Annotated in this window: 19 protein-coding genes; 13 read left to right on the forward strand and 6 right to left on the reverse strand. The window is 72.8% G+C overall.

Annotation, left to right across the window (positions count from 1 at the left end; genetic code table 11):
• Positions 1-31: 31 nt before the first annotated feature.
• Together hrpA and ppgK are read right to left on the reverse strand one after the other, a co-directional pair.
• Positions 32-3,904, reverse strand: a complete 3,873-nt coding sequence (gene hrpA / locus AB0J46_RS09810; protein ID WP_364328857.1) for an ATP-dependent RNA helicase HrpA — start codon at positions 3,902-3,904, stop codon at positions 32-34.
• A 141-nt stretch (positions 3,905-4,045) separates the two neighbouring features.
• Positions 4,046-4,777 carry a polyphosphate--glucose phosphotransferase gene (gene ppgK / locus AB0J46_RS09815; RefSeq protein ID WP_364328860.1) on the reverse strand — a complete coding sequence of 244 codons (732 nt, stop codon included), beginning with the start codon at positions 4,775-4,777 and terminating at the stop codon, positions 4,046-4,048.
• A gap of 119 nt (positions 4,778-4,896) precedes the next feature.
• Between ppgK and AB0J46_RS09820 the strand changes: the two genes are divergently transcribed.
• The gene (locus AB0J46_RS09820; protein WP_364328863.1) at positions 4,897-6,024 is read left to right on the forward strand and encodes a TIGR03118 family protein; all 1,128 of its coding nucleotides are present in this window, start codon (positions 4,897-4,899) and stop codon (positions 6,022-6,024) included.
• A 252-nt stretch (positions 6,025-6,276) separates the two neighbouring features.
• Entirely contained in the window at positions 6,277-6,636 is a 360-nt protein-coding gene (locus tag AB0J46_RS09825) for a hypothetical protein (RefSeq protein WP_352359015.1), read from the forward strand.
• 55 nt (positions 6,637-6,691) lie between these two features.
• Here AB0J46_RS09825 and AB0J46_RS09830 read toward each other — a convergent pair whose 3' ends face one another.
• Positions 6,692-7,276 (reverse strand): HAD-IA family hydrolase, encoded by a 585-nt coding sequence (locus tag AB0J46_RS09830; RefSeq protein WP_364328866.1) that lies wholly within the window; start codon positions 7,274-7,276, stop codon positions 6,692-6,694.
• 126 nt (positions 7,277-7,402) lie between these two features.
• Between AB0J46_RS09830 and AB0J46_RS09835 the strand changes: the two genes are divergently transcribed.
• Genes AB0J46_RS09835 through AB0J46_RS09850 form a run of 4 tightly spaced genes read left to right on the forward strand, consistent with a single transcriptional unit; the run spans position 7,403 to position 11,853 of the window.
• On the forward strand, positions 7,403-8,221 hold the full coding sequence (locus tag AB0J46_RS09835) for a DUF4253 domain-containing protein (RefSeq protein ID WP_364328869.1): 819 nt from the start codon (positions 7,403-7,405) through the stop codon (positions 8,219-8,221).
• Positions 8,222-8,274: 53 nt separating this feature from the next.
• Positions 8,275-9,792 carry a hypothetical protein gene (locus AB0J46_RS09840; protein ID WP_364328872.1) on the forward strand — a complete coding sequence of 506 codons (1,518 nt, stop codon included), beginning with the start codon at positions 8,275-8,277 and terminating at the stop codon, positions 9,790-9,792.
• Positions 9,789-10,208, forward strand: coding sequence for a hypothetical protein (locus AB0J46_RS09845; RefSeq protein WP_364328875.1), 420 nt, complete (start codon positions 9,789-9,791; stop codon positions 10,206-10,208). The genes AB0J46_RS09840 and AB0J46_RS09845 overlap by 4 nt, the downstream gene beginning before the upstream one ends.
• A gap of 37 nt (positions 10,209-10,245) precedes the next feature.
• Positions 10,246-11,853, forward strand: coding sequence for an MFS transporter (locus tag AB0J46_RS09850; RefSeq protein ID WP_364328878.1), 1,608 nt, complete (start codon positions 10,246-10,248; stop codon positions 11,851-11,853).
• A gap of 15 nt (positions 11,854-11,868) precedes the next feature.
• Here AB0J46_RS09850 and AB0J46_RS09855 read toward each other — a convergent pair whose 3' ends face one another.
• Together AB0J46_RS09855 and AB0J46_RS09860 are read right to left on the reverse strand one after the other, a co-directional pair.
• Positions 11,869-12,711 (reverse strand): SAM-dependent methyltransferase, encoded by an 843-nt coding sequence (locus AB0J46_RS09855; RefSeq protein ID WP_364328881.1) that lies wholly within the window; start codon positions 12,709-12,711, stop codon positions 11,869-11,871.
• Between the two features lie 164 nt (positions 12,712-12,875).
• Complete coding sequence (locus AB0J46_RS09860; RefSeq protein ID WP_358284471.1) at positions 12,876-14,132, reverse strand: Scr1 family TA system antitoxin-like transcriptional regulator; 1,257 nt, start codon at positions 14,130-14,132, stop codon at positions 12,876-12,878.
• Positions 14,133-14,354: 222 nt separating this feature from the next.
• On the opposite strand from AB0J46_RS09860, the gene AB0J46_RS09865 reads away from it, so the two are divergent.
• The 5 genes from AB0J46_RS09865 (at position 14,355) to AB0J46_RS09885 (ending at position 19,572) form a co-directional block, all read left to right on the forward strand.
• Positions 14,355-15,083, forward strand: a complete 729-nt coding sequence (locus AB0J46_RS09865; RefSeq protein ID WP_364328885.1) for a hypothetical protein — start codon at positions 14,355-14,357, stop codon at positions 15,081-15,083.
• 477 nt (positions 15,084-15,560) lie between these two features.
• Positions 15,561-15,761 (forward strand): hypothetical protein, encoded by a 201-nt coding sequence (locus AB0J46_RS09870; protein WP_358284467.1) that lies wholly within the window; start codon positions 15,561-15,563, stop codon positions 15,759-15,761.
• 37 nt (positions 15,762-15,798) lie between these two features.
• The gene (locus AB0J46_RS09875; protein ID WP_364328888.1) at positions 15,799-16,539 is read left to right on the forward strand and encodes a hypothetical protein; all 741 of its coding nucleotides are present in this window, start codon (positions 15,799-15,801) and stop codon (positions 16,537-16,539) included.
• Entirely contained in the window at positions 16,536-17,720 is a 1,185-nt protein-coding gene (locus tag AB0J46_RS09880; RefSeq protein ID WP_364328891.1) for an FAD-dependent oxidoreductase, read from the forward strand. The genes AB0J46_RS09875 and AB0J46_RS09880 overlap by 4 nt, the downstream gene beginning before the upstream one ends.
• 25 nt (positions 17,721-17,745) lie before the next feature.
• Entirely contained in the window at positions 17,746-19,572 is a 1,827-nt protein-coding gene (locus AB0J46_RS09885; RefSeq protein ID WP_364328894.1) for a hypothetical protein, read from the forward strand.
• A 31-nt stretch (positions 19,573-19,603) separates the two neighbouring features.
• Here AB0J46_RS09885 and AB0J46_RS09890 read toward each other — a convergent pair whose 3' ends face one another.
• On the reverse strand, positions 19,604-21,526 hold the full coding sequence (locus AB0J46_RS09890; protein WP_364328897.1) for a Xaa-Pro dipeptidyl-peptidase: 1,923 nt from the start codon (positions 21,524-21,526) through the stop codon (positions 19,604-19,606).
• 76 nt (positions 21,527-21,602) lie between these two features.
• Here AB0J46_RS09890 and AB0J46_RS09895 point away from each other — a divergent pair, with 76 nt between their 5' ends.
• Complete coding sequence (locus AB0J46_RS09895; protein ID WP_364328900.1) at positions 21,603-22,592, forward strand: ADP-ribosylglycohydrolase family protein; 990 nt, start codon at positions 21,603-21,605, stop codon at positions 22,590-22,592.
• Between the two features lie 31 nt (positions 22,593-22,623).
• A complete protein-coding gene (locus tag AB0J46_RS09900) occupies positions 22,624-23,283 on the forward strand; it encodes a FadR/GntR family transcriptional regulator (protein ID WP_364328903.1) in 660 nt (219 codons plus the stop codon).
• Positions 23,284-23,286 lie beyond the last annotated feature (3 nt).

Genomic DNA, 23,286 nt, shown 5'->3' on the forward strand with positions numbered 1-23,286 from the left:
TCCCCCTGTACGTCCGTGTGCCGCCCCGAGCTCAGGGCCGCAGCTTCTCCATCGCCTTGGCGATGCGTTTCTCCGACACCGGCGTGGGGGTGCCGAGGGTCTGGGCGAAGAAGCTGACCCGCAGCTCCTCGATCATCCAGCGGATCTCCGTCACGTCCGGGTCGCCCCGGCGGGCCGGGTGGAGGCTCGCCAGCAGGTCATGGTAGTCGTCCTCGATCTTGTGCACGCGGTCCATCCACTCCTCGTCCCGCCAGGGCTCCTCCGGGAGCTTGGTCAGACGCCGTTCGATGGCCCGCAGGTAACGCAGGACGTCGGGCAGGCGGCGGGTGCCGGTGGCGGTGACGAAGCCCTTGAAGACGAGCCTGCCGAGCTGCTCGCGCACGTCGTCGGTCGAGGCGCTGGCGCGCAGGCCGTCGAGGCGGGTGCCCACGGCGTGCCAGACGCTCAGGATCTGCTCGACCTTGGCCAGCACGTCGGCCGCGGTGTCGTGCAGCTCGGCCCGGACGTGCTGGTGGAGGCGGTCGAAACCGGCCGGGTCCCAGGCCGGGCCGCCGAGGTCGAGCATGAGCTTGTCGACGGCCGCGTTGACGACGTCGTCGAACAGCGCCACGGCGCCGCCGTGGGGGCTGCGCGACAGCGCCAGCTTGGCCTGGTTGGACAGGCCGCCGAGCAGCGACCTGGCCGGGTTGGTGACGTTGAGCAGGAGCAGCCGGCGGGTGCCGGGCCAGTGGGCGCGGCGCTGCTCGGCGGCCGTCTCGAAGATCTTGACGGAGACCGACTCGCCCGCGTCGACGAGCGCCGGATAGCCCTTCATCCGGCCCTGTTCGAACACCTTGGGCAGGGTGCCGAAGCTCCAGGTGCGCAGGCCCGTGCGCTCCAGGTCGTCGCCGGCCTCCGACAGGGTCTTGCGCAGGCGCGGCGCGAGCCGGCGCTTGAGCGCGTCGAGGTCTTTGTCCTCGGCCACCGTGCGCTTGCGCTCGTCGATCACCCGGTAGGTGATGCGCAGGTGGTCGGGCACCTGGTCGAGCTGCCAGGCCTCGCGCGGCACCCGGACGCCGGTGAGCCGCAGCAGCTCGCGCTCCACGGCCTCCAGCAGCGGCTCGCCGCCCTGCCTGACGCCGGTCAGCACCTGCCTGGCGTAGTTGGGGGCGGGCACGAAGTTGCGGCGCAGGTGTTTGGGCAGCGACCGGATCAGCGCGGTGATCAGGTCTTCGCGCAGGCCCGGGATCTGCCAGTCGAAGCCGTCGGAGTTGACCTGGTTGAGCACCTGCAACGGCACGTGGACGGTGACGCCGTCGGCGTTGGCGCCCGGCTCGAACTGGTAGGTCAGCTTCATCCGCTGACCGAGCTGCTTCCAGGTGTCGGGATAGTCGCGGGCGCTGATGTCGGCGCCCTCGTTGACCAGCATCTCCGGCGAGAACGTGAGCAGCTCGGGCTGCTCGCGCCCGGCCTTCTTCCACCAGGAGTCGAAGTGCCTGGCCGAGACGACGTCGGCCGGGACGCGCTGGTCGTAGAAGTCGTACAGGACCTCCTCGTCGACCATGATGTCGCGGCGGCGGGCCCGGTTCTCCAGCTCCTCGACCTCTTCGAGCAGCCGGCGGTTGTCCTTGAGGAAGCGGTGGTGGGTGTCCCAGTCGCCCTCGACCAGGGCGTGCCGGATGAACAGCTCGCGCGACAGGTCGGGGTCGACGCGGCCGTAGTTGACCTTGCGGCCGACCACGAGCGGCACGCCGTACAGGGTGACCTTCTCCAGGGCGATCACCGCGCCCTGGTTCTTCTCCCAGTGGGGCTCGGAGTAGGTGCGCTTGACCAGGTGCTGGGCGAGCGGCTCGACCCAGTCGGGCTCGATCTTGGCGTTGACCCGGGCCCACAGCCGCGAGGTCTCGACCAGCTCGGCCGACATCACCCACTGCGGCTGCTTCTTGGCCAGGGCCGAGCCGGGGAAGATCGCGAAGCGGGCGTTGCGCGCGCCGATGTACTCCTGCATCGGCCGCCGCCCGTCGGCGGCGCGCTGCTTGTCCATGACGTCTTTGACGCCGATGTGCGACAGCAGCCCGACCAGCAGCGACACGTGCACCTGGTAGGGATCGGCGGGCACGCTGCCGGGCTGGGCGCCGAGCGCCTGGCGGACCTGGCTGTAGATGTCCTGCCACTCGCGGACCCGCAGGTAGTTGAGGAACTCGGCCTTGCACAGCCGCCGGAACGCGCTGGAGGACAGCTCCTTCTGCTTGTCGCGCAGGTAGTTCCACAGGTTGAGGTAGGTCAGGAAGTCGGACTCGGGGTCGGCGAAGCGCCGGTGCTTCTCGTCGGCCTGCTGCTGCTTGTCGGACGGCCGCTCGCGCGGGTCCTGGATGGACAGGGCGGAGGCGATCACCATGACCTCCCGCAGGCAGCCGTTCTTCTCGGCCTCCAGCACCATGCGGCCGAGGCGCGGGTCGACCGGCAGGCTCGCCAGCTTGCGGCCGACGCCGGTGAGCTTGCCCTGGGCGTCGAACGCGCCGAGCTCGTGGAGCAGGTTGACGCCGTCCTTGACCTGCCGGCGGTCGGGCGGCTCGACGAACGGGAACGCCTCGATGTCGCCCAGCCCGATCGAGGTCATCTGCAGGATGACCGAGGCCAGGTTGGTGCGCAGGATCTCGGGGTCGGTGAACTCCGGCCGGGAGAGGAAGTCCTCCTCCTCGTAGAGCCGGATGCAGATGCCGTCGGAGGTGCGGCCCGAGCGGCCCTTGCGCTGGTTGGCGCTGGCCTGCGAGATGGGCTCGATGGGCAGGCGCTGGACCTTGGTGCGGTGGCTGTAGCGGGAGATGCGGGCGAAACCCGGATCGACCACGTATTTGATGCCGGGCACGGTCAGCGAGGTCTCGGCCACGTTGGTGGCCAGCACGATCCGGCGGCCGGTGTGGCGCTGGAAGACGCGGTGCTGCTCGGCGGCGCTCAGCCGGGCGTAGAGCGGCAGGATCTCGGTGCCCGTGAAGTCGGCCTTGGACAGGGCGTCGGCGGCGTCGCGGATCTCCCGCTCGCCGGACAGGAAGACCAGGATGTCGCCGGGCCCCTCGGTGACCAGCTCGCGGCAGGCGTCGACGATGCCGCCGGTCTGGTCGTCGTCCTCGGCCAGCGGGCGGTAGCGGACCTCGACCGGGTAGGTGCGGCCGGAGACCTCGATGATCGGCGCGTCGCCGAAGTGGCGGGAGAAGCGCTCGGGGTCGATGGTGGCGCTGGTGATGACGACCTTGAGGTCGGGGCGCTGTGGGAGGAGCTGTTTGAGGTAGCCGAGGATGAAGTCGATGTTGAGGCTGCGCTCGTGGGCCTCGTCGATGATCAGGGTGTCGTACTGGTCGAGCATGCGGTCGTTCTGCAGCTCGGCCAGCAGGATGCCGTCGGTCATCAGCTTGACCAGCGTGCGGTCGCTCGCCTGGTCGGTGAAGCGCACCTTGTAGCCGACGACCTCGCCGAGCTCGGTGCCGAGCTCCTCGGCGACGCGCTCGGCGACGGTGCGGGCGGCGATGCGGCGCGGCTGGGTGTGGCCGATCAGCCCGCGCACGCCGCGCCCGAGCTCAAGGCAGATCTTGGGGATCTGGGTGGTCTTGCCGGAGCCCGTCTCGCCCGCGATGATCACGACCTGATGGTCGCGGATGGCGGCCAGGATGTCGTCCTTGCGCTGGGAGACCGGCAGGTTCTCCGGGTAGCGGACCTGCGGCACGGCCTCGCGGCGGCGCGCCAGCCGCTGCTCGGCGCGCTCGACGTCGGCGAGGATCTCGGTGACGATCTTGTCCCGGGCGTCGCGGGAGCGGACCCGGCGCATGCCGTCGAGCCTGCGCCGCAGCCGCCGCTGGTCGCGCGGCATGAGCTCGGGCAGGCGGGACTGGAGGTCGGCGAGCGGAGAGGACAACGAAGGCGTTCCCATACTGCTTTCAGGATATTTGAGCCCCGTGGCCCCGGAGCCAACGGCCCATGGTGCCCGACGCGACCCGCCTCCCGCATCCCAATATCGCGCCGGCACCGCGGCCGCGCTCCCCGGCCGTGCCGGGACGGCGGCCGCGGCCCCCTACCGCGCCGGCCGGGTGGTGGCGGCGTGGCGGGCGGCGCCGATGATGCCGGCCTCGTTCTGCAGGGCGGCGGGCACCACGGGGGTGTCGATGGTGACGTGCGGCAGGAACTTGTCGGCCTTCTTGCTCACGCCCCCGCCGATCACGATCAGGCCCGGCGAGAACAGCATCTCCACGTGCCTGAGGTACTCCTCGACCCGCTCGGCCCACTTCTCCCAGCTCAGGTCGTGCTCCTCGCGGGCCCGCGCCGACGCGCGCTCCTCGGCGTCCTTGCCGCGCAGCTCCAGGTGGCCGAGCTCGGTGTTGCAGACGAGTGTGCCGTCGGCGAACAGGGCGCTGCCGATGCCGGTGCCGAAGGTCAGGATCAGCACCGTCCCCTTCTGGTCGCGGCCCCTGCCGAAGGTCATCTCGGCGATGCCGGCGGCGTCGGCGTCGTTCAGCACCGTCGCGCCGCCGAAGAGCGCGGCGGCGTCAACGCCGATCCACGAGTGGTGGACGTTGGCCGCCGTCTGCACCACCCCGTCGACGACGACGCCGGGGAAGGTGACGCCGACCGGGCCGTCCCAGTCGAAATGCTTGACGATCTCGGCCACCACCTCGGCCACCCCCTCGGGCTTGGCCGGCTGGGGCGTGGCGATGCGCAACCGCTCCTGGACGAGCTCTCCGGCCTCGGTGTCGACCGGGGCGCCCTTGATTCCCGAACCGCCGATGTCGATGCCCAACACGTTCATGACTCTCCTTCTCCCCCGCCCTGGACGGGAAAACTCGCCCGCCCATATTTCCGGCCCGGCTGAACCCGCTCCGCGCCCACCGCGTATCTCGCGTCACAAGCGCTCACTAGGAGGCACGGATGCGGCTCCGCATCATCACGCTCTGCGCTGTCGCCGTCGTGGCGGGGACGACACTCACCGCCCCCGCGCAGGCGACCACCAGGACCCGTTTCGACGTCATCAACCTCGTGTCGGACGTCAAGGGCAAGGCCCCGGTCACCGACCCCAAGGTCGTCAACCCGTGGGGCCTGGCCATGGGCAAGACCTTGTGGGTCTCCAACGCCGGCACCGGCACCGCCACCGTCTACTCCGGCACGGGCCGTAAGGAGAAGACGGAGGTGTGGATCCCGGGCGGCTCCCCGACCGGCCAGGTGTTCAACCCGGGTGACGGCTTCACCGTGAAGGGGCGACCGGCCACGTTCATCTTCTGCAGCCCGAGCGGCGCGATCACCGGCTGGAACGCCGAGGCCGACCCGGCCAACGCCGTGATCGCCGCGTTCACCCGCGGCGCCGACTACAAGGGCCTGGAGCTCGTACGGACCAACGAGGGCGAGTTCCTGCTGGCCGCCGACTTCGCCCACGGCCGGGTGCACGCCTTCGACGAGAACTTCCGGCGCATCCGCCTGGCCGGCTGGCAGTTCCAGGACTCGCGGGTGCCGCGCGGCTACAACGCCTACAACGTGGCCGTGGTCAACGGCAGCGTCTGGGTGGCGTACGCGCTGCGCGACCGTACCACCGGCAAGCCCGTCTTCGGCGCCGGCAAGGGCTTCGTGAGCCGCTTCAACGCCGACGGCCGCCTGACCGGGCGCATCTCCAGGGTCGGGCTCGACGCCCCCTGGGCCATGACCGCTGCGCCGCGCGGCTGGGGCCAGTACGCGGGCGCGCTGCTGGTCGGCAACTTCGGCGACGGCACCGTGCACGCCTACAAGGGCGACCGCCACCTGGGCGCGATCACCACGTCCGGCGGCCGGCCCGTCAAGCTCCCCGGCCTGTGGGACCTCGAACCCGGCACCGCGGCCACCGGCGGCGTGAACACGCTGTGGTTCTCGGCCGGCATCGAGGGCGCCAAGCACGGCCTGATCGGGGTGATCGCCCCCGCCGGCACGAAGCCGACCTCCACGGCCGCCGCCCCCGCGAGCACGCCGGCGCCCACCCGCTCCGCCGCCCCCAAGTCGAAGTCGCCCTACGGCGGCGGTGGCGGCTACTGACCGCAGCCACGACCGGGCCCGTGATCGGGGCCACTGAACGTTTCCGGCGCGGCCGGCGCGGGCCGCGCCGGAAACCCGGATTCCCGGAAAACCTGCGAACCACGTATGGACACGGAATGCGACGGAGCAGATACTCAACGTGTCAACACCCTCATCCCTGCTCTCACGTCGCCCCCTTAAGCACCGCATGAGCCGGCGTGTCGCGTGCTGCCCGGAAACCGTGCCTGTCAGGGAACAGGACAAGGAGAGACCATGCCAGTCAAGAAGTCTCTGTTCCTTTCCGTCATCGCCCTCGCCACCGCGGCCTGCGTGACGGCCACCGTCGTGGCCCTCCAGGCGTCCAGTCCCGTGTCGGCGGCCACGCGCGCCGCGCTGCCGCCCGGCTACCAGCTCGTCACCCTGCCCAACTCCAACGTCCCCAACTTCCAGCGCCGCACGGTCTACTGCCCGGGCTCCAAGCACGTGCTCGGCGGCGGCGGCGAGGCCCGCGGCAACGGCGCGATCCTGGTGGGGTCGTTCCCCACCGACGACGCCCGCGGCTGGATCGCCCTCGGCCGCCAGATCGGTTACAACGACGTCGGCATCAGCGTGTTCGCCATCTGCGCCGACTGACCCGCGCGCCGGCCCCGCCCGCTCTCCCGCGGGCGGGGCCGGCGCACGTCCGGCCTCAGAGCCCGCCGAGGACGGCCGCCAGGTCGGCGACGGTGCGGTAGTGGACGCCCGTCATGCCGAGCGCCCTGGCGGCCTCCACGTTCGGCAGCCGGTCGTCGACGAACAGGCAGCGCGCGGGGTCGGCCCCGGCGCGTTCGGCGGCGATCCGGTAGATGCGCGGGTCGGGTTTGATCACGCCGACCCTGGCGCTGCTGACCAGGTCGTCGGCGAAGTACGTGAGCCCCAGCCGGTCGAGGTGCTCCTCCACGGTGTCCGTGGCGTTGGTCACGATGACCACCGGCACGTGCTGCTGCGCCTTGGCCAGCAGTTCCCTGACCTCCTCGTCCACCCGGAACGGCACCGCCGCGAACTCGGCCACCGCCCGGCGGGCCCGCTCGTCGCCGCCGAGGGCGACCGCCACCGCCTCCAGCCATTCACGCTCGCTGATCCGGCCCAGGATGGCCGGCTCGATCAGCTCGGGGGCGAAGGCCGTGGCCATGAGCGGCAGGGCGTATCGAGCCTCGATCTCGGCCTGGACGGTGTGGTCGAAGAGGCGGAGCACGCCATCAAGATCGGTCAGAACCGCATCAAAGGGGATCACAGCCATCATTGTGCCGTGAAGTACCGCATCCGCTGGTCCGAGAAGGTTTCGCGTGCCGCCAAAGCCCCGGGGCGACCGGCGGCACTACCATCTCCGAGACGGTATTCGGTATCGGAACGGTAGGGCATGGACGATCACCAGCTGCCACCTGAGCTGTGCCAGCTGTTCGCCGACGGCGGCAGGGGGCGCAGACTGCCCCCGGGCCTGCCCGCGGGCGACGTGGTCTGGCCCGACCCCGCCTACACCCGGCAGGTCGCGGCGGCCCGGCCGGCGTTCTGGATGAGCGACGAGCACGCCGCCGGCGAGGACTGGTCGTTCATGCGGGTCTGGCACGCGCACAGCGGCCTGTGGCCGGTGCTGCTCGACGAGTCGGCCCAGCCGTGGGCGATCGGGCAGATCGTGCCCGACGACCCGATGCTGATCGGCCACTTCACCGCCGAGGGGTTCATGACCGAGGTGTGGCAGGAGTGGGTGTCGCAGATGCCGCGCGACGCGCTGGCGGAGTTAGAGCCGTACGGGGCGCTCTGCCCGGGGCTGGCGCCGCCGGGGGTGCCCCGCGCCGACCCCGGCGACGTGGCCGACTGGCTGGCCGGCGAGCTCGCCCCCAGGGGCATGCCGCTCGGGCTGGTCGCGGCCGGCCGGGGGGCCGACGCGCTGGCGGTCATGGGCTGGCAGGGCGCGCTGCACCACAACGAGTGGATGGTGCCGATGGCGGCCGTGGTGCGCAGCTGGGAGGACCGGTTCGGGGCCCGCGTGGTGAGCGTCGGGTTCAACACGCTCGACCTCAGCGTGGCCGCGCCGCCGGCCGACCCCGAGCACGCCCTCCACGTCGCCGCCGAGCACTGGGCGTTCTGCCCCGACAACGTCGTGCAGGGACCGGGCGACCTCCAGGGGTACGCCGACCAGATCCTCGGGCAACACGCCTGGTCGTTCTGGTGGGACTGAATCCCCGGCTTTTACGCTACTTTTAACCGCGACAGGGAGGGCTCGGTCACAGCATGTCACGGGGAGATCTCACTCCGGAGCTACTGCATTCCTCGTCCTGGACGGACCGGCTGGTGCAGTCGGCCGGCATCCCCGTCCACGACGTGCCGCTGGTGTCGGTGGGCGGCGGGCTCGGCTCGTTCACGCTGGTCGACGTGCTGCGCATCAGAGGCGTGCCGATCCCGGCCATGCGGGTGCTCTCGACCAGCGACACCCCCTGGCAGACGTGGGAGTACCTGACCCGCGTCTCGCAGCTGCCCGCGCACGAGCGCATCCGGTCCGACGCGGGGGCGCGTCCCGACAACGTCTGGGGCTTCCCCTCCTACGCGGTGCAGGAGGCCTGGCAGGACGGCTCGCTCAAGCCGATCCTCCAGGTGCTCGCCGAGCCGCTGTTCACCGACTTCTACAGCCCGCGCGCCGGGCTGGTCACGCAGACCGTGCAACGCGAGGCCGACCGCATCGGCTACTGGCACATGCTGGCCAAGGGCCAGGTGCGCATGGTCAGGAAGCGGCTGGGCGGCGGGTACTTCACCGTGCTGACGCCGCCGCCGGGCACCTCGCCGACCAAGCGGGTGGTGCTGCGCTCCCAGTACGTGCACCTGGCCGTCGGCTACCCAGGGCTGAAGTTCCTCGACGACCTCCAGGAGTTCCGGCAGGCGCAGGGCGAGCGTTACCGGGTGGTCAACGCCTACGAGCCGCACGAGCACGTCTACGACCAGCTGCGCAAGCGGCCCGGGGTGGTGGTCGTGCGCGGCGCCGGGATCGTGGCCTCCCGGGTGCTCCAGCGCCTGATGGACGACCGCGAGCGGTACGGCCTGCACACCCAGATCGTCCACCTGTTCCGCACGTACGTGGCCGGTCCGCACGGCCCGAGCGTGTTCATGCGGCGCAAGGGCGGCGACGGCTGGGCCTACCAGGCGTTCACGATGCCCAAGTCGGCCTTCGGCGGCCAGCTCAAGGCCCGGTTCAGGAAGGCCACGCCCGAGCAGCGCGCCCTGATCTCCAAGGCGCTGGCCGGCACCACCACCCCGAAGCTGGCCCGCTGGCAGGAGCAGATGCGCAGGGGCCGGCAGGGCAACTGGTACCACCCCACGCAGGCCGTCGTCGACCGCATCGAACGAGCCCCCGACGGCCGCCTGGTCACCCACACCCGCAGCGTCAACGCCGCCGCCATGCAGTACGTGTCCGACTTCATCATCGACTGCACCGGCCTGGAGGCCGACATGCCGGAGCACCGCGTCCTCGACGACCTGCTGCGGCACGGCGGCGCCCGGCCCAACAAGGCCGGCCGGCTGAGCGTCGGCCAGAACTTCGAGGTGCTCGGCGCCGAGAGCGAGGGCGGCGTCCTGTACGCCTCCGGCGCCGCCACGGCCGGCAACCACTTCCTGGCCGTGGACAGCTTCCTCGGCATGCAGACCGCCGCGCTCGACATCGCCGCCGACCTGACCAGGCGCGGGTTCTGCAAGGGGCTCGGGCCGGTGCGGTCCACGGCCCAGTGGCTGCGGTGGGCGGGAAACAGGAGGCTCGCTTGATCCCGACGCTGGCCGGGCGGCTGCAGACCCGGCTGTTCACGCTGGCCACGGTGGGGGCGGCGCTGACCGCGCTGATCACCCTGGTGCTGCCGATGTCCTTCCGGGACGCCTTCCTCGTGCTGCTGGCCGTCGCCGTCGTGGGCGCCGGGTGGGAGCTGTTGTACCACCTGCTCATGCAGTTCCGCTGGGACAAGGACTGGCCGACGCTGTTCGGGCTGGTCACGGCCGTGCCCGAGGGGCTGCTGATGTGGGTGCTGCTGGACGGCGGGCTCGTCCCCGGCGTCGCCGGCCCGGTCAGGGCGTGGGCGTTCGCGGTGATGTTCGCCTTCGTCTGGCTCGGCCAGTGGTTGTTCGTGAACGGGCCGATGCGGGTGTTGTTCGTCGAGTGGCGGCTGCGCGGCGGCCGTCTGCTCTGATCTCGGATCTGCTCACGGTTCTGCTTACGGAGGGGCAATGGGGGGCGTCGAGCTGGCTCGACCGCTGTACTTCTGGCTCGGTTTCCTGGCCACGGTGGCCGGGGTCGTGCTGCATCTGCCGATGTACCTGCACGGCGCGGACATGCACTACCGCCTGGCGGGCATGCCGATGGACCTGCCGATGACCATCGGCATGGCGCTGATCGTGGCGGGGCTGGCGGTCACCGCGTACGGGCTGATCCCGCCCGGCGCGCTGACGGCCAGACCGGCCGCCGAGGTACGCGTCCGCGCGCTGGACGACGCGCGCATGCGGCCGGCGCACATCGGGCTGATCGTGGTCATGTCGGTCGCGGTGATCATCGACGCCATGAAGCCGATCACGCTCGGTTTCGTCGCGCCCGGCATGGCCAAGGAGTACGGCCTGAAGTCCGCGCTCAACCCGGCCGGCGAGCTGCCCGTGGCACTGCTGCCGCTGGCCGGGCTCACCGGGACGGTGCTCGGCTCGCTGCTGTGGGGCTGGATGGGCGACAAGATCGGGCGCAAGCCGTCGATCCTGTTCGCCGGGGTGCTGTTCATCGGCACCGCGATCTGCGGCGTCATGCCGGACTTCGAGTGGAACCTGGCCATGTGCGTGGCCATGGGGCTGGGCGCGGGCGGCATGTTGCCGATCACGTTCTCGCTGCTGGCCGAGACGATCCCGCCGCGGCACAAGGGCTGGGTGATGGTGCTCATCGGCGGCAACCTGGCGGTCGCCTACCTGGCGGCCAGCTGGTTGTCGGCGTCGCTGGCGCCGACGTTCTCCTGGCGGGTGCTGTGGCTGGTCGGGCTGCCGACCGGCGTGTTCCTCATCCTGCTCAACCGCTTCATCCCCGAGTCACCGCGTTTCCTGCTCGCGCACGGCCGCGACGCCGAGGCCCGCGCCGTCCTGGCCAGGTACGGCGCGGCCGCCACCACCGAGGAGGCCACCGCCGGCGTCGAGCGGGTGGAGGACGAGCACGCGGGCGGCTACTCGCGGCTGTTCCGCCGTCCGTTCACCGGGCTGACGGTGGCCGTCGTGGTGCTCGGGCTGAGCATCGGCCTGGTCACCTACGGCTTCCAGCTGTGGATCCCGTCCAACCTGCAGAAGCTGGGCCTGGACCAGCAGACGGCCGACCGGGCGCTGCGCGACTCGACGCTGCTGGGCCTGCCGCTGATCTTCGTCTCGGCCGCCATGTACGGCCTGTGGAGCGCGAAGAAGACGATCGTCACGCTGTCGGCGCTGGTCGGCGTGGCGCTGGCGGTGCTGGCCTTCTCCGGCGAGACGCTGGCGCACGACCGTACCTGGCTGTACCTGCTGCTGGCCGGGCCGATCGTGGGGACGGCGACGATCGCCGCGGTGCTGGCCGCCTACAGCTCGGAGATCTACCCGACCCGGGTGCGCTCGCGCGGCTCCGGGCTGTCGGCGGGGATGGGCAAGGCCGGCGGCGTGGCCGTGACCGCCGTGCTCGTGGCCGGGGCGGCGGCGCCGTCGATCGGCACGACCGCGCTGCTCGGGGCGGTCCCGCTCATCCTGGCGGTGGTGGCGGTGCTGGCGTTCGGGGTCGAGCCGGCGAAGGGCGCGACCGGCGACCCGGCCACACCCGCCGCCGCCTCGACAGGGGCCTGACGGGGGCCCGGGCGTTCACGGGACGCGCGCCACGGCGCCGTACGTGCCCGACGAGCTCGGCCGGCCGGAGCAGGCGGCGCCGTGGTCGTCGGGCCGCCACTCCGGGACCCACACCAGCCCCGGATCGACCAGCACCAGCCCGTCGAGCAGCGCCGCCACCTCCTGCCTGCCGCGGATCGCGTGGCCGGGCAGCGTCATCGCCAGCAGGTCCCGGACCGCCGGCAGCAGCTCGCCCGGCACGCCGTCGAAGGTGGTCTGCAGCAGCGACAGGTAGCTGCCGTCGGACGCCGCCCGGCGGACCCGGCTGATCACGTAGTGGACGTGCTCGTCGTCGGCCAGGCTGTGGGTGGACAGCAGCAGCACGGCCACGGGACGGTCCCAGTCGAGGAAGGCGCGCACCACCCGGTCGCCGAGGATCGCGTCGATCTCGCGCACGTCGCCCTCGACCACGCGGACCAGATCGGTGCCCGGCTCGATGGTGGCCCGCGCGCCGGCCAGCACCATCGGGTCGTTCTCCACGTAGACCACCCGGACGGGCACCCCTCCGGAGCCGCCGTGGCAGCCCGCGGCCACGTCGTGCAACCGGCCACCCGGAGGCAGGCCGCTGGGCACGCCGCTGCCCACGACGACGAACTGGTCCACGCCTTCGGCCGCCAGATGCCGGACCACGCGCACCAGGAACTGCAGCACGGCCCGCGCGGCGGTGGTCGTCACGGACGCGGCCTGGTCATATCGGCGTACCAGATCGCGGTCGGCCGAGAAGTTGTTCTTCCCGCCCGCGGCCGCGTCGAGCACCCGGGTAGTCATGGCTCGGGTCATCTCCAGCTTCGCCAAGTTACGGATGGCACGCTGACGCATTGAGTGTTGCCCCTTTCCCCTCGCCCACTATCTCGGGAAAAGCCGGTCCTTTCGGACCCCACTCGATGACCCAGACCATATGATCCTCGTTGCGCGCCGGAAGACAACAGGAAAAGCATGAATTCTGCGGAAATATGCCTTACCTGAATGACGCCGGCCGGAGATCATTTCCCTGTCGAGCGCGACAGGCGTTCGCGGTGGGACTCCAGCACCTCGTACGTCTCCTCGCGGGTGGTGGTCGTCACCGACAGCTTCGTGAACGCCTGGTGGTAGGTCTCGACCGCGGCGACGTCGGTGATCAGCTCGTCGGCCTCGACGCCGTGGGCGCAGGCGACGTCGGGCTCGAACGCCTCGGCGAAGCGCCACAGCGTGAACGGGCCGGTGCGCGGCACGTACGCCGGGTCGTCGATCGGCACGACGTGCAGCGAGACGTTGGGCCGCTTGGCGTGGTCGAGCAGCAGGTCGAGCTGGCGGAGCTGGGCGTGCGGGCCGACGATCGAGCGCAGCAGCACGGCCTCGTCGATCACCGCCCACAACACCGTGTCACCGGCTCCGGCCAGCGCCTCCTGGCGGGCCATGACCAGCGCCAGGGCCTCCTCCACCGACGACTGCCCGAGCGTGGCCGGCCCGGCCACGGTGATCGCGGCCCGCGCGTAGTCCTCGGTCTGCAACATCGGCGGGACGAACTGGGGATGGTACGTGCGGATCACCGTGGCCCGCTGCTCCAGCGCGTAGGCCGTGGCCAGCCAGACGGGCACCGACTGGGCGTCGTACCAGGCGGCCTCGCGCTCGCCCCTGGCCAGCGAGAGCACGTACTCGCGGACGGGCGGGGCGGTGACGCCGTAGAGGCCGAGCAGGCGCTCGACCGTGATCGGCGTGGGCGCGAGCCGGCCCTCCTCGATCGCGGGGATCGCGGCGGCGCCCTTGCCGAGCGAGCCCTCGACCTGCTCGACCGAGAGCCGCACGCCCATGCGCAGGCCGTGCAGCCGCTTGCCGAGCGCGCGGCGCTGTGAGTCGTTGAGCGGCGTGGCGGCCTCGGGGATCTCGGCGGCCGGCTCCGGCTCGCCCGGCAGCCCCTCGGCCCGGCGCGCCAGCTCGACCACGCCGCGCAGGACGGCCAGCGACCCCTCCGACAACCCGGAGGCGGACAGGCCGATCGCGGCCGCCCGCAGCTGCAGGTCCTCGACCGCGCCGGACTCGTAGTGCTCGTCGCCCACCAGCCAGCCCACGCTCACCTGGAGGCAGGCGGCCAGCGCCCGCAGCACCTGGAGGGTGGGGTTGGTCTGCTTGCCGGTGCGCAGCTGGCTGACGTAGGCGCGCGTGATGGGTATGCCCGCCTCGGTGAGGGCGGAGGCGACCTGGGCGCCCGTGAAGCCGCGCTTGGTCAGCGCGAGATCGAGCCGTTCGGCGAAGTTCGCCACGGCGCACCTCCTACCGCCCGTGAACTTTTCCCAGCCTAAGGTACGAGACCCCCACTGTCCCCTGCCACGCGGGCCAGCTCTGCCCGGCGGGTAGGTATCAACTTATTCGCAAAGTGTGAGTTGACATAGCCCCTCTTTCCAGCACAGTATCGGAGCGCGTGGTAACTGTGGCTTAACAGCCCGGACGATTCGCGAGAGTCTCCGGCAAGGAGGTGGCCGGACGTGACCATGGACTCCCTCGACGGCTCACGCTTCCCGGAGGATCCGGTCTCCCGGGGGCAGCAGCAGGTCGTCCGGCGCATCTGCGCGCGGGTCGCCGGCCCGCTGACGAGCCGCGACGTCCAGGTCGCCGAGCTGCCGCTGGGCGGGGTCGAGATCTGGCTGGACAGCCCCCGTCACCGCTGGCGTCTGCACCACCGCATGGCCCGCGAGCTGCGGCTGGCCGGCTGGCACACCGAGCCAGGACCCGACCGGCTGCTGCTGCTCGGCTGGAGCGCGGTCTGCCTGGGCCACCGCGCCAGGATGCTGGCCGCGGCCCTGTCCGGGCGGCTGGCCCACTTCGACCGCACGTCGTTCGCGGCCGTCATGATCGCCACCCGGCTGCGGCACGAAGGGATGCCCGCCGCCGAGCTGCCCGCCGCGGTGGTCGAGCGCTGCCGCGACGCGCTGCGCTGGCCCGTCCGGCTGGCCGACCTCGACGGGCTCGAACGCCGGTCGTCGCTGGAACCCATCAGGCTCAGGCTGGCCCAGGTGGCCGGGCTGGAGTCGACGGTGAGCCGGCGCTGCGCCGAGCACCTCGCGCTGGCCGCCAGGGTCGCGCGCACGGTGGCCGGCACCGCGCCGCCCGCCCGCTCGCGCGCCTCAGGCCCGCGCGCGGGGCTGACCGAGCGCATGGTCTGCGTCAGCGTGCCCAACAGAACCGCCGCGCTCGACCAGGGGGCGGCGCGATGACGCCGCTCCCCCTCCCCCGCCGGGCCTCGCCGCCCACCGGCCCGCCCGCACCGCCCGCGCCGCGCGCGGCCGTGCCGGCGGCCCTCATGCGGCCGGCTCCGGCGCTACCCCATCCCTCCGGCACCGTGCGTCACGTGCCCGACAAAGTCGGCACGGTGCTGTCGGCCGGCGCGGTAGCGGCTGGCGTGCCGGCCAAACCAAGGGGTAGTGCCTGGGGCCGGCTTTCCTCGCGGCCGTCCGCCCGTGATCGGGCGGCGGCCTCCCCGACCGGGGAGGCGGGCCAGCCCGGCTGCCCGGTCGGGGCCACCGGCACGGCGGCGACGCCGGGCGGGACGATCGGCGTGACGGGCGCCACGGCTCTGATCGACCGCCCCCTCAGGGGGCCGGCGCCCGCGCGGGCCCCCGTGCCGGTGGCCATGACGTCAGCGGGCCGCGCCCGGCCCGCGTCACCCGGATCCGCGACCGACAGGAGTGATCATGCTCACCGACGAGATGTCCAGGCGGCAGCCGCACGAGGTGCACGCCCGGGGCGCACGGCCCCAGCCCGCCGAGCCGAGGGGCGAGGGCCGGGACGAGCCGTCGCGGGCCGAGGCCCCGGCGCGCACCGTCCACCGGCTGCGCCGGATCCGGCAGGTGTCCGTGCAGGCGATCGGCGAGATCGACCAGGCGCTGGCCTGACCGTCATGCGGACGGTCCCCGACCCGGAAGGTGCGAGATGAGCCGCGGCAGGGTGGGCGTGATCGTCGCCCCCGCCAATCCCTCGGCGGAGCCCGAGCTGACCCGCCTGCTCGGCTCGCGCGCCGACATGCACGTCACCCGATTCCCCGTGCATCGGGGGGTGTCGCTCGCCGAACGGCTGGAGAGCTACAACGAGGCCCTGCCCGGCATGGTCTGCGCGTTCGACGGCCTGCCGCTGGACGCTTTGGTCATGGCCTGCAGCGAGTCCCGCTACCTGCTGGGCCCCGACGAGGACGCCGACCAGTGCGCGCGGCTGTCGGCCTCGACCGGCGTGCCGTTCGCCTCCTCCACGCAGGCCACCAGGGAGGCGGTGGAACACGTCGGCGTGAGCGACATCGTGCTGGTCTCGCCGTACCAGCCGTGGCTGACCGAGCTGGCCGAGCGCTTCTGGAAGACGGCGGGGCTCAACGTCACGCAGGTCGTGCAGGTGCGGGCCGCCAAGGGCGGCTACTCCTCCTACGCGGTCACCCCGGCCGAGCTGATCACCCAGGTCGAGCGTGCCGAGGTGCCCGGCGACGCGGTGCTGCTGTTCACCGGCACCGGCATGGCCACGCTGCCCGTGCTCGGGCCGCTCAGCGCCGGCAACGACCGCACGCTGCTCACGTCCAACCTCTGCACCGCCTGGTGGGCCCTGTCGCGGGCCATCGGCGAGCACGTCACGCTCAGCCGGGTGCCCTACCGCCGCCACATGGCGGAGCAGGGGAGGCGCCCCGCATGAACGGCGTGATCGTCGTCGGGGCCGGCCCGGCGGGGCTGACCGCGGCGCTCTCGCTGGCCAGGGCCGGGATCCCGGTCACCGTGCTGGAGCGGGAGAACGAGCTCGCCGGGCAGGCGCGGGCCTGCACCTTCCATCCGGCCACGCTCGACCTGCTCGACGAGCTGGGCGTGGCCTCGCAACTCGTCGCCAAGGGCCGCGTGGTCGAGCGGGTGCAGTGGCGCGACCGGTCGGGGATCGTGCTGGCCGAGATGGGCATGAACCGGCTCAACGGCCTGACCAAGCACCCGTTCAGGGTCCACGCAGACCAGGCCGCGCTCACCCCGCTGCTGCTCGCGGCCCTGAACGCCTACCCCGGCGTCGACGTGCGCTTCGGCACCCGCGTCGACGGGGTCTCCGAGGGCGGCACCGGCATCCGGGTCCGCGTCGGCCAGACCTGGACGCGGGCCCGGTACATGATCGCCGCCGACGGCGGCCACAGCACGGTGCGCGGCTCGCTGGGGCTGCCCTTCCCCAGGTCGGCCTACCCGACGCAGGCGCTGCGGGTGTTCACCGACTCGCCGCTGGACCGGCTGCTGCCGAGCCTGGCGCCGCTCACCTACGTCCGCGACGTGCAGCAGTCGTGCACGCTGCTCGCGCTGCCCGACCACTGGCGGATCATCTTCAGGATCCCCTGCGACGCCACCGAGCCGCTGTCCTCGCCCAACGTCTCGATGCTGATCCGCCGCGCCCTGCCGGGGGCGAGCGGGCCCATCCACGTGACCGGGGCCGACCGGTTCGGGCTGTCCAGGGGCGTGCTGACCTCCTACCGCTGCGGGCGGGTGCTGTTCGTCGGCGACGCCGCGCACCTGACCTCCACGGTCGGCGGCCTGAACATGAACGCCGGCATCCACGACGCCGTCGAGGTCGGCCAGGTGATCGCGGCCGTGCTCGGCGGTTTCGCGCCGCCCACCGCGCTGGAGGCGTGGGCGTGGCGGCGGCGGGCCGTGCTGCTGCAGCGGGTGATGCCGCGCGGCGAGACGCGGCCGGCCGGCGTGCGCGAGCGCGACAGCGCCCGGCTGGCCGCGGCGATGGCCGGGTTGCGGGCCATCGCCGGCGACCCGGAGGCCACGCGGGCCTATCTCGCGCAGGCCTCGCTGCTCGACACCGTTCCCGGCTCCGCCGGTGGGGCCCGGCCCGTCTGACACCGCTGAGGAGGTGCGACACCGCATGTGGCGAACGCTCTCGGACGAAGCGCGCCAGGCCATCCGCGAGCTGTGCGACACGCACGGCTCCCGCCTCTACGACTACTGCCGCACCGAGCTGGCCGCGGGCGACGCCGAGCAGGCGGCCGCCGGCGCGCTGGTGTCCGCCCACCTCTACGCGGACCGGCTGCGCGACCCCGCCCTGCACGGGCCCTGGCTCTACGCCCTGGCCCGCGCCCATCGCGCGTTCGTGGCCAAGCCGGCCAGCATCGGCTCGTGGTCGCGTCCGGGGCGGATGTCGGAGCTGCTGCCCGAGGCGCTGCTCTCCCTCGACCGCCCGCTGCGCGAGCTGCTCGACCTGTCCCTGCGCCACGGCCTGTCCGACGCCGAGCTGGCCACCGTCTTCAGCCTGAGCCAGGACGAGGTCAGCGCCGTGGTGGCGCGGGCGGCCGACGCGCTGGAGGGCTGGTTCGCCGCGATCATCGCCGCGCGCGGCCGTACCGGATGTCCTGATCTGACCACGCGGGTGGCGGCCTGGGTCACCTCGCCGGGCCGCCGGGCCCGCGCCCGGATCAGCCGGCACATCCAGGGCTGCGCCGCCTGCCGGGCCGCGCCCCGCACCATGTCGGCCGCCACGCTGCTGCGCCGGCTGCCGATCGCGGAGCTGCCCGGCACACTGACCAACCGGCTCGCCTCGGCGCAGCCGCTGCCCGGAGAGGGACCCCTCTGGCGGGCGGACGGCTTCCCCGTGCTGGCACGCACCCTGGTGGAGCCGCTCGCGGCCCCGCCGGGCGTGGGGGCGACGCCGATGCCCCCGGTCGCCGACCCCACGACGGCGACACCGGGAAACCCCTGGTCGGCGGCGGGCGCGGCCGCCGCCGACCAGGAGCCCCCGGGGCGGGCGGCACGCGGGCGGCACCCGTTCACGCCGACGAGCCGCGCCCGGCCCTTCCGCGGCGGCTCCCCGGGCGACAAGCTCGTCTACGACAACCGGGCCGAAGGCGGCCTCAGCGGCACCGTGGTCAACGGGCCGGGCGGCAGCCCCGTGACCGGCCCGTTGAGCGCGCCGGTCGGCGGCGGTGAGGCCGGTGGCGGTGACGGCGCCGCCGCCCCGCCCGGCGCGATGATCATCCGGTACGGCGGCATCGGCTGGAACGGCGAGCCCGGCGGTCTCGACCGGCTCGACGGCGAGGCGCCCTGGCAGGAGTTCTGGCGGGAGCAGCCGGCGGAGCCCGAGGAGGAGACCGAGGCCCCGATCCGCACGGTGGCCAGGCTGGGCCTGCTGCTGGGCGTCGGGCTGCTGGTGGTGGGCCTGGTGTGGGCCGTGCTCAACGCGCGCGCGCATCCCGCGGTGGTCACCAGGGCGGCGGTGCAGGCGGCCGTCCCGGCCGAGACGCCCACACGCTGGACGGCCGCGATCGGCCCGGCCGCCGGGTCCGCCCTGTCGTCCCTGGACCGGAAGGCCGACCTGCCGAGACCGGCGGCGCCCACAGCCCGGGTGTCGCCCCGGTCGGCGTGGCTGGGGTCCGGGCGCGCGGGGGCGTTCTCGCTGGCGTGCACCGGGACGTGCCGGGTCGTCTCGGCCACCGGCACGCGCGGCATCGTCGTCGACGGCACGACGTTCCGCGTCCTGGACCCCCGTTCGCGGCCCGGCTGCCCGGGAGAGCCCGACGTGCGGCGCGGCCGGATCACCATCGTCTGGACGGGCCGCGCCACCGGCGACGGCCTGCGCACCGGCGGCACGGCGACCGCCGGCGGCACGCTCACCCTGAAGGTGGGCTGGACCGTCGCCAGGGACAAGGGCGTGCGGCGGCTCGACGCCGGCGGCGTCCGCTGGAGCAACTGCCGATGAGGCCCCGGACCGGCCGGGGCCCCACGCGCGGCTAGAAGAACCGGAACCCGGGCTCGGGCTCGGGCAGGTCGAGCTGTCGCGGCCCCCTGAACGTCGCGCTGTCCTTGGGCACGTCGGCCAGCGGTGTCCCGAGCACGAGCGGCACGGCCACGCTGCTCCTGGTCAGGTCGACGGTGACGGTCGCGCCGGTGCCCTCCTCACTGGTGTAGGTGGTGTCGGTCCCGGCCAGCACCAGGCCGATCCGGTGACCCTTCCTGAAGGTGTAGTCCTGCGGCAGCGTCTGCCACCTGACCGTCCCGTACGTGCCGACGGGCAGCGGCTGGGCCTGGCTGAGCGAGTCGCGGTTCTGGACGTCGATCCAGCCGCGGGCGACGATCTCCAGCGGCCGGGTGGCCACGTTCGTGGTGACCTTCTTGTAGCAGGCGTCGTCGGCCGCGGTGCTCTCGCCGTGGCAGTCCTCCTCGGTGAGGGTGGTGACGCCCTGGCCGCGCCGCCAGTCGACGCGGGTGTCCTCGCCGAAGTCGACGAGCAGGGCGGTCAGGTTGGCGGTGGGCTTGTCGAGCTTGACCCGCAGGTCGGCGGTGGGGGCGCCGGACAGGCGCAGGTCCAGCGGGAGCGCGCCGGTGGTGAAGGCGGCGCGGCCCGGCTTGGCCGTGCCGACGTCGGCCACCATCTCGGTCTCGCTCAGCGCGAGGTCGGTGAAGGTGGCGGTGCTGTCGCCGCGGGCCTTGAGCAGGCCGAGCGAGCCGTCGGCGGCGGGCCGCAGCACGGCCTTGAGCGCGTACGGGGCCGGCCAGTCGCGCTGGGTGGTCCACTGCGCCGGGCCGAGCTGCACGTCGGCGCGGGGCTCGTTGGTGATCCCGTTGCGGACGCCGTGCAGCCAGTGGTCGAACCAGCGGTGCAGGGTGTCCACCCACAGGTCCCTGCGGCCCTCGAAGTCGAACGGGTCCACGTGCTGGTACTGGCCGACCCAGATCTTGCGCGGCACGTTCCGCTGGGCCAGGGCCTGCCACCAGGCGGAGAAGTTGTCCGGCCGGACGTTGAGGTCGTTGACCGTGTGCACGACGAAGACGCTGGCCTTGACCTTCGAGGCGTCGCCGAGCAGGCCCTTGAGGTAGTCGCGTTCGTTCCAGAAGGCGTTGTAGTTCCCGGTGTCGTCGCCGTCCTCGGCGTCCATGCGGTCGCGGACGGCCTGGCACTTGGCCTCGGGGTCGGTGTCGACGTAGTTGGTCAGCCAGGAGGCGTAGTCGTAGTTGTAGACCACGCCGTTCGAGCGCTGGTACTTGTACCAGGAGCTGATGGCCGAGATGGGGACGATGGTCTTCAGGCCCTCGACGCCGGTGGCGGCCACGGCGTTGGCCAGCGTGCCGTCGTAGGACTTGCCGATCATGGCGGCGTTGCCGGTGGTCCAGTCGGCCACGGCGGGGGTGCCGTCGGCCCTGACCGCCTTGGCGCGGCCGTTCAGCCAGTCGATGACCGCCTTGCCGCCCAGCACGTCGGCCTTGCCGCCCATGTCGGGGCAGCCGTCGGACCTGGTGGTGCCGAGCATGTCCACGTTGAGCACGGCGTAGCCGCGCGGGACGAAGTAGTTGTCGTAGAACAGGGGGAATTTCGTGACATTTCCGGAGGCGTCGTACGCCTTGCGCTCCCCCTCGTTCCCGCGCCCGGAGTTGTCGTAGTACGGACTCTCGTCGATGATCACGGGCACCTTCAGGCCCGGACCGGACTCCTTGGGACGGATGATGTCCACCCTGACCCGGTCGAGCGCGCCGTCGAGGTCGCTGTCCACGGTGGACTCGACGTACACGTGCTCGCGGACGGCGTCGGCGTAGGAGAAGACCGGCTGCGTCCGGCCGTCCTTGACGGTGATCGTGGGTCCGGCAGCGGCCTGTGCCGGGGTCGCGATCGCCAGGGTGAGGGCGACCGCGAAGAGGGCCGGGCGTAATTGTGGCACGCGTGACCTCCGTGACAAGTGTCGTAATTTCCCCCGCAATCTCTCACTCGGCCAGAAAGCTGACAAGATCCCACCTATGGAGGCACAGGACCGGATCCGGGGCTGCCTGCTCGGCGGCGCGATCGGCGACGCCCTCGGGGCGCCCATCGAGTTCGAGTCGTTGCGGGAGATCCGCCGGCAGCACGGCAAGGACGGCGTCACCGGCTATGTCACGACCTGGCGGGACAGGCGCGCGCTCGTCACCGACGACACCCAGATGACCCTGTTCACCGTCGAGGCGCTGACCCGCGACCGCACGCCCGGCGAGGTGCGGCAGGCGTACCTGCGCTGGCTCGACACCCAGGAGCACCAGGCCCCGCCGCCCGCCGACCGGCCGCACCGGACCGGCGCGCTGCGCGAGGAGGGCTGGCTGTACTCCCGGCGGGCCCCGGGCAACGCCTGCCTGTCCGGGCTGGGGCAACCCTTCCCCGGCCCGTCGCCGTCCGGCGTGCCCGGCCCGGTGAACCCGGACTCCAAGGGCTGCGGCACCGTCATGCGCTCGGCGCCGTTCGGGCTCGTCGCGCCGTACGACGCGGGCGCCGCGTTCGAGCTGGCGGCGGTCTGCGCGCAGATCACCCACGGCCACCCGACCGGCTACCTGGCCGCGGGCGCGTTCGCCGCGATCGTCGCCCGCCTGATGGCCGGGGAGCCGCTGGAGGCCGCCGTCGGCCACGCCCTCGGCCTGCTCGCCGGTCGTCCGGGGCACGAGGAGACGTCCGAAGCCCTGCGTGCGGCGCTCGACCTGGCCGCGTCGGGCCCGCACTCCCCCGAGCGGGTGGAGACGCTGGGCGGCGCATGGGTGGCCGAGGAGGCGCTGGCCATCGGCGTCTACTGCGCCCTGGCCGAGCCCTCGCCCGAGCGGGCGCTGCTGCTGTCGGTCAACCACTCCGGCGACAGCGACTCGACCGGCTCGGTCTGCGGCAACCTGGTGGGCGCGCTGCGCGGCGCGGACGCGCTGCCGGCCGCCTGGGTGACACCGCTGGAGGGCCGCGAGACGATCGAGCGCCTGGCCGCCGCGCTCCTCTAGGCTGGAGGCTCACCGGGACGGAAGAGATCGCATGCGAAACGTCGCGCGGACCTCGCTCGTCGATGCCGCCATCGAGGAGCTCCGCGGGGAGATCACCAGTGGGGCGTGGCCGGTCGGGACGAAGATCCCGTCCGAGAGCCGGCTCGCCGAGAGCCTCGGCATGAGCCGGTTGTCGGTGCGCGAGGCGGTGCGGGTGCTGGCCCACGCCGGGCTGCTGCAGACCAGGCAGGGCGACGGCACGTACGTCACCGCCACCGACGAGTCGCAGGTGGCGCTGCGTCGGCGGCTCGACCGGGCGGCCGCGATGGACATCATCGACGTGCGCCGCGGGCTCGACCTGGTGGCCGCCCGGCTGGCGGCGGTCAAGCGCACCGGCGACGACGTGGCCGCGATGCGCGAGGCGCTGGCCCGCCGCGGGTCGGCCGCGCGCGCGGGCGACCTCGACGGGTTCGCCGACGCCGACGCCGACTTCCACCTGCTGGTGGCCGACGCCGCGCACAACCCGCTGCTGGCCGACCTCTACCGCAGCATGCGCGACGCGCTGCGCGACAGCGTCCGGGACAAGGAGCAGGCGGCGCTGGCGCCCGACCCGTCGCACGACGACCTGCTGGCCGCGATCGAGGCGGGCGACGCGGCCAGGGCGATCGAGGTCTCGGTCGCCATCCTCGACGCCCAGGAACGCGACCTGTGACCC

Source organism: Nonomuraea sp. NPDC049758, from assembly GCF_040674635.1.
Classification (GTDB): domain Bacteria; phylum Actinomycetota; class Actinomycetes; order Streptosporangiales; family Streptosporangiaceae; genus Nonomuraea.

Bases quoted from the DNA above. Each gene is read 5' to 3' on its own strand.
- AB0J46_RS09825 (WP_352359015.1), top strand. From the start codon at position 6,277: ATGCCAGTCAAGAAGTCTCTGTTCCTTTCCGTCATCGCCCTCGCCACC.
- AB0J46_RS09855 (WP_364328881.1), bottom strand. From the start codon at position 12,711: ATGCGTCAGCGTGCCATCCGTAACTTGGCGAAGCTGGAGATGACCCGA.
- AB0J46_RS09885 (WP_364328894.1), top strand. From the start codon at position 17,746: ATGTGGCGAACGCTCTCGGACGAAGCGCGCCAGGCCATCCGCGAGCTG.
- ppgK (WP_364328860.1), bottom strand. From the start codon at position 4,777: ATGAACGTGTTGGGCATCGACATCGGCGGTTCGGGAATCAAGGGCGCC.
- AB0J46_RS09840 (WP_364328872.1), top strand. From the start codon at position 8,275: ATGTCACGGGGAGATCTCACTCCGGAGCTACTGCATTCCTCGTCCTGG.
- AB0J46_RS09900 (WP_364328903.1), top strand. From the start codon at position 22,624: ATGCGAAACGTCGCGCGGACCTCGCTCGTCGATGCCGCCATCGAGGAG.
- hrpA (WP_364328857.1), bottom strand. From the start codon at position 3,904: ATGGGAACGCCTTCGTTGTCCTCTCCGCTCGCCGACCTCCAGTCCCGC.
- AB0J46_RS09875 (WP_364328888.1), top strand. From the start codon at position 15,799: ATGAGCCGCGGCAGGGTGGGCGTGATCGTCGCCCCCGCCAATCCCTCG.
- AB0J46_RS09820 (WP_364328863.1), top strand. From the start codon at position 4,897: ATGCGGCTCCGCATCATCACGCTCTGCGCTGTCGCCGTCGTGGCGGGG.
- AB0J46_RS09835 (WP_364328869.1), top strand. From the start codon at position 7,403: ATGGACGATCACCAGCTGCCACCTGAGCTGTGCCAGCTGTTCGCCGAC.
- AB0J46_RS09880 (WP_364328891.1), top strand. From the start codon at position 16,536: ATGAACGGCGTGATCGTCGTCGGGGCCGGCCCGGCGGGGCTGACCGCG.
- AB0J46_RS09850 (WP_364328878.1), top strand. From the start codon at position 10,246: ATGGGGGGCGTCGAGCTGGCTCGACCGCTGTACTTCTGGCTCGGTTTC.
- AB0J46_RS09895 (WP_364328900.1), top strand. From the start codon at position 21,603: ATGGAGGCACAGGACCGGATCCGGGGCTGCCTGCTCGGCGGCGCGATC.
- AB0J46_RS09870 (WP_358284467.1), top strand. From the start codon at position 15,561: ATGCTCACCGACGAGATGTCCAGGCGGCAGCCGCACGAGGTGCACGCC.